The organism is Saccharicrinis carchari (assembly GCF_900182605.1).
Lineage (GTDB): Bacteria > Bacteroidota > Bacteroidia > Bacteroidales > Marinilabiliaceae > Saccharicrinis > Saccharicrinis carchari.
Map to the genome: position 1 here is coordinate 1 of NZ_FXTB01000024.1, position 4,409 is coordinate 4,409.

A 4,409-nucleotide genomic window follows, 5' to 3' on the forward strand; every position below is an offset into this window, starting at 1 on the left:
ACATTTTCTCTTGCATAGCTGTAAATTTTAAAATTAGCTTACAAAGTAAATTGCTTATCGAATCTTAAACAAGATGTACTTCGTTGAAGGGTTACGTTTTTATAGATTTCTTATACTTCCTAGTGAGCCTATTTAATAATTTTTCAGTTTGATAATATGTCAATATTAAACCGAAAAGTCTAAGCGTCGCTATTATTAAAAATATTGTACTGGTTGTGATGAAAAGAAATGCTGAGTTATCTAAGACACCGTTAAAAACGCCAAAGTCAACTATTCTAGGTAATTGCAATACCCAACAAATAAAGGATAAAATCGATAGGAATAGAATTATCCAGAATGACTTGTAAATGGATTCCTTTTTAAAAACAACAATCAATTTTGTAGAGTTGTATTTATCTTCTATTCGACTGATAGTCTGAATTAACAAAGGAAGAGCAATTGCCAAAATTGCAATTATCATTGGAATCATTGCAACTCTAACGATGTCTGGATAATTAATATAAAATTTCGTTATGTATTCCATTTATGCTGTCTGCTTTTTTAAATTACCGCCAACGGAAACTGTAAGTTGCGTGGCGGTTACGGTGTGCTTTCTTTTCAACCTGAACAGAAGCACATGCGAAAAAGTACGCGCCAAAACCACACGAACCCCGCCATGAAATTTACAGAATGTTAGCCACCGTATTTCCTATTTTTCATTAAATAGTATCTCGAATGCCTCAAGGACAAAATTCTCACTTTTAATCATTTCATAATTAATCTCATTGTCTTTTAGGAGGCTATTAAAAGTCTTGATGTATTTATTGTCTGATTTCTTAAACTCGTCAAAAGGAATCGAAAGGATAAATCTTTCGTCATTATTGAACGTACCAAATAGGTCATCTTCAAGCCTAAGCATATCTTTCAATTTGTAGTTATTATAGATTGCATAGGATAGACTGTCGCTTATTGATAGCCCTATTGATAAATCCGCATAGTTATTGTCTTCTGGCGGAAATCCTAAAAGCCAATAAACGATATTATGAAATCCATAATAGTCTTTAAAGTCAGATGGCATTTTTATTATTGTCCAGTCTCCTAATTGTGCTTTTGAAAATTGATAGGTATAAGTATTTCCTTTTGCTGGTAATTCACCATAGTCCTTTAGTTTAGATTCAACTGATTTCAGATTTGTTCCTTTCACTAAAACATACCTCTTGAAATTTTCTGACTTCAAATTGTCATGGGAATAAATTCTTTCTTTATTAATCGTCAATTCTTTTTGCTCTAGCTTTTCTCTTCCAAATAAATTGTTGAAAAATCCCATATTTGAAGTTTTGAATATTATTAAAATCAGTACTAATCCCGCAAAAATCAGTAAAATTAATCTCTGTTTTTTCATTGACGATGGCATTTTTTATATGGTGGCTAACGGTTGGTACAAGAATAGTAGCCGATTGCGGACTACAAATTTTTCAAACTACAAAAAGGCCAAAGCGGGCTGAAACCCTTAATATCACTACTGTTTCGGCTATTATTTTTGTACATTGTTAGCGCTCGTAAATTTCACTTTTTCTTCAGCAGCCTTAGTCCAATGTTGTTTTAATGATTTCTTAAAATATGATATTGCTGCTGCTTTTTTACCCTCTTTTTCTTTTGCCAGTCCAATATTGAAGTTTGCACTAGCTAGAGATTTCATATCAGACGATTTTTCAATTGTATTCTTATATAGCGACTCAACTTCTTCATATCTTCTTAATTTAATTAATGTAATAGCCAAATCATTCAATGAATTTAAATATGCATTAGAAGTGTTATGAGGGAAATGAAGAACATTACTAAAGCAAATAAAAGCTTCTTCATATTTTTTAGACCTATATGCCTTTAGACCCTTTTCTTTAAACTCTCCTTTTGTCAATTCTGGAGAATAATACTTTCTATATTTATCCCCAATTATCTTCCAAGTCTCAATGTAATATATTGGGTTTGTTTTGTGTCCCTTAAAATATGTGTTCGTTATTTGAACAAAGTTACCATCGGATTCCGCAAAACTTACTAAGAAACTCCCCTGGTCAAATATTTTATGGATGCTAGACTTTTCATTAATAGAATATATCGTTATGAAGTCATGTGGCCATCCCCTTACGCCAGATGAGAAATAATGTATAACTTCACATTTATTGTCTGAGTTCAAGTCAACAAATTTAAATCTAGAATAATCATAAGATAATTTGCCATTTTCTCCAAAATCTTCCTTTATGATTTCAGCTTTAATATTAACAGTATCAAATTTGCACAAGCAGTGCTTATAGTTATCAATCTTAATATTTTTTGGAAATAATTCTAGCTCAACCTGAGCGAAAACAGAATTCGCAATTAAGCCAAATATTACCAACAATAATAAACTTCTCATTTCTCTTATATTTCTAATTATAGTCTCTTTAGAGAGCATTTAGAGATTCAAAAATTTCATGCAATCTCCAACATTATGAGCGCTAACGGTAACTGTAAGTTGCGTGGCGGTTACGGTGTGCTTTCTTTTCAGCCTGAACAAAAGCACATGCGAAAAAATACGCGCCAAAAACGCACGAACCCCGCCATGAAATTTACAGAATGTTATAGCTCGTTGTTTTTCTCTTTCAATCAAAAAAAGGCTTTCTGTTTACAAAACCATTCCTTAAAAATAATATTTATTCGATAAGTAAATAAATCCAGAATCACATAATCCCTTGGTCATTGAAAGTTTTTGGTTTGACGGCTGTAAATCAAATTCTTTAAGTCCTGCTAATCCCATATCAATCTTTCAGACGCACCGGCGTTTTCAGTTAAAATTCATTTTATCAAGCAATTAATCGTTCGCCGGAACCTACAAGTCAATTCTTCTAGGATGCGAATTCATCCAGTCTTGCAGATCTGCTGATGTGTACAGTTGAAATCTGGTTTTTCAGGTCGTTACATTTTTTTTCAAAAGCTGTAAGTCCAATTCTTACAAGCTGCAAATCCATTCAGTCTTTCAGACATATCGATGTTTATAATTGAAATTCAGAGTTTTCGAGCGGGGAAATCATTACCCAAAAGCTGCACATAAAATTCTATCAAGCTGTCAATCCTTTGTCAGTCTTTCCGTTTGGACAAAGTTTTCTATTGAAATACGAAGTTTTCAACCAGGAAAAACGTTTAACAAAAACTGCAAATGCTCCACAAATTGCTAATCGAATGCTTTATATCAAAGAACTTTTTTTACAATGAGCTATAACGGTAAATTGTATGAGTAGTGGCAGGTTGCGTGGCACTTATCAGTCAAACCGCTAAGCAGTTTGAGCGGGCTACAAACCTTAACATTTTGCGCTTTACCTGCCATTACTTATACAAAATGTTAACTGCTGGCGTTATTTATTTTTTCAAATTTCAAGTATCTATTTATAAATTCGTCAATCCAACTGTCAGAGCAAAAGTGTTTTATAGTGTCAATTAGTTTTTCTAAAGTCAGCGGTTTAAAATAGTTCTCTTTGCCGTTTTTAAAAGTCTGCGAATATTGTTCTATTCCAGATTTACAACTATCATTTTCTGACGGGTAGAGATAAATAAAATCACCAGTTTTGAAGTCTTTGTTTTTTATAAACATACTCAGAACCAAAAGGTGGTCTCTCCAAATTTGTTGGATTGGTTTTTCTTTTAATTTGTCGAGCATTGACATATTGAATATTTCTGATTGAATAGAAATTTCTTCGTAAGTCTCTTTGTGCGTTGCTGGTTCATCGAATAGATTTTCTGCATATTTTACTTCTATTCCAAAAAAGCAGTCTTCTCCAAATTCATTTTCATAAACCACAAAAACATCAAATGCGGAACTGTCTCCAGTATATTTTAAACTTCTCCTGCCTGGTGAATATTCAAATTCAATTGCTGTTACATTTTTAATTTTTCGGTCTGGATATAACGCTTTGAAAGTTAAAGACGCAAGTTTTAGGTCAAGTTTTAATTCTCCGAAGACATTGAACGCTAACGGTTGACTCGATAGTAAGTTATTCCAAATTCTCGGTTCTTTAATTACTTTTCCGTCAATGTGTTTGTTTTGAACTTCTTGTTTTACAATTTCAAAAATTCCATTTGTCAAGAAGTTGGCACCTGTCTCTTTAGCAAAATTTAATTCTAAGAAATTTCCATACTTGTCAAATTTATAACCTTTTTCTGTTCTCCAAATACTTTGTAAAAGTCTTGCTTTGGATGCAAAATCAGTCTTGTCGTTATAATCTGTCTCGTATTTTTTTCTTAGTTCTTTGCTTGGTTTCATTAATGGTCAATTTATGTGATGTCGTTCTTTTCGCTTGCAGTGTAACCCTTCAACGAAGTACATCTTGTTTAAGATTCGATAAGCAATTTACTTTGTAAGCTAATTTTAAAATTTACAGCTATGCAAGAGAAAATGT

Annotated in this window: 3 protein-coding genes; all 3 read right to left on the reverse strand. The window is 32.4% G+C overall.

What is annotated here, in order from left to right; genetic code table 11:
- Positions 1 to 688: 688 nt before the first annotated feature.
- Positions 689 to 1,381 (reverse strand): hypothetical protein, encoded by a 693-nt coding sequence (locus FN809_RS17560; protein WP_142534850.1) that lies wholly within the window; start codon positions 1,379 to 1,381, stop codon positions 689 to 691.
- 132 nt (positions 1,382 to 1,513) lie between these two features.
- Positions 1,514 to 2,392, reverse strand: a complete 879-nt coding sequence (locus tag FN809_RS17565) for a tetratricopeptide repeat protein (protein ID WP_142534851.1) — start codon at positions 2,390 to 2,392, stop codon at positions 1,514 to 1,516.
- A 963-nt stretch (positions 2,393 to 3,355) separates the two neighbouring features.
- Positions 3,356 to 4,273 carry a PGN_0703 family putative restriction endonuclease gene (locus FN809_RS17570; RefSeq protein ID WP_142534852.1) on the reverse strand — a complete coding sequence of 306 codons (918 nt, stop codon included), beginning with the start codon at positions 4,271 to 4,273 and terminating at the stop codon, positions 3,356 to 3,358.
- Positions 4,274 to 4,409 lie beyond the last annotated feature (136 nt).

What these genes read in the sequence shown, in the direction of transcription:
- FN809_RS17565 (WP_142534851.1), bottom strand. Translation starts at nt 2,392, where the DNA reads ATGAGAAGTTTATTATTGTTGGTAATATTTGGCTTAATTGCGAATTCT.
- FN809_RS17570 (WP_142534852.1), bottom strand. Translation starts at nt 4,273, where the DNA reads ATGAAACCAAGCAAAGAACTAAGAAAAAAATACGAGACAGATTATAAC.
- FN809_RS17560 (WP_142534850.1), bottom strand. Translation starts at nt 1,381, where the DNA reads ATGAAAAAACAGAGATTAATTTTACTGATTTTTGCGGGATTAGTACTG.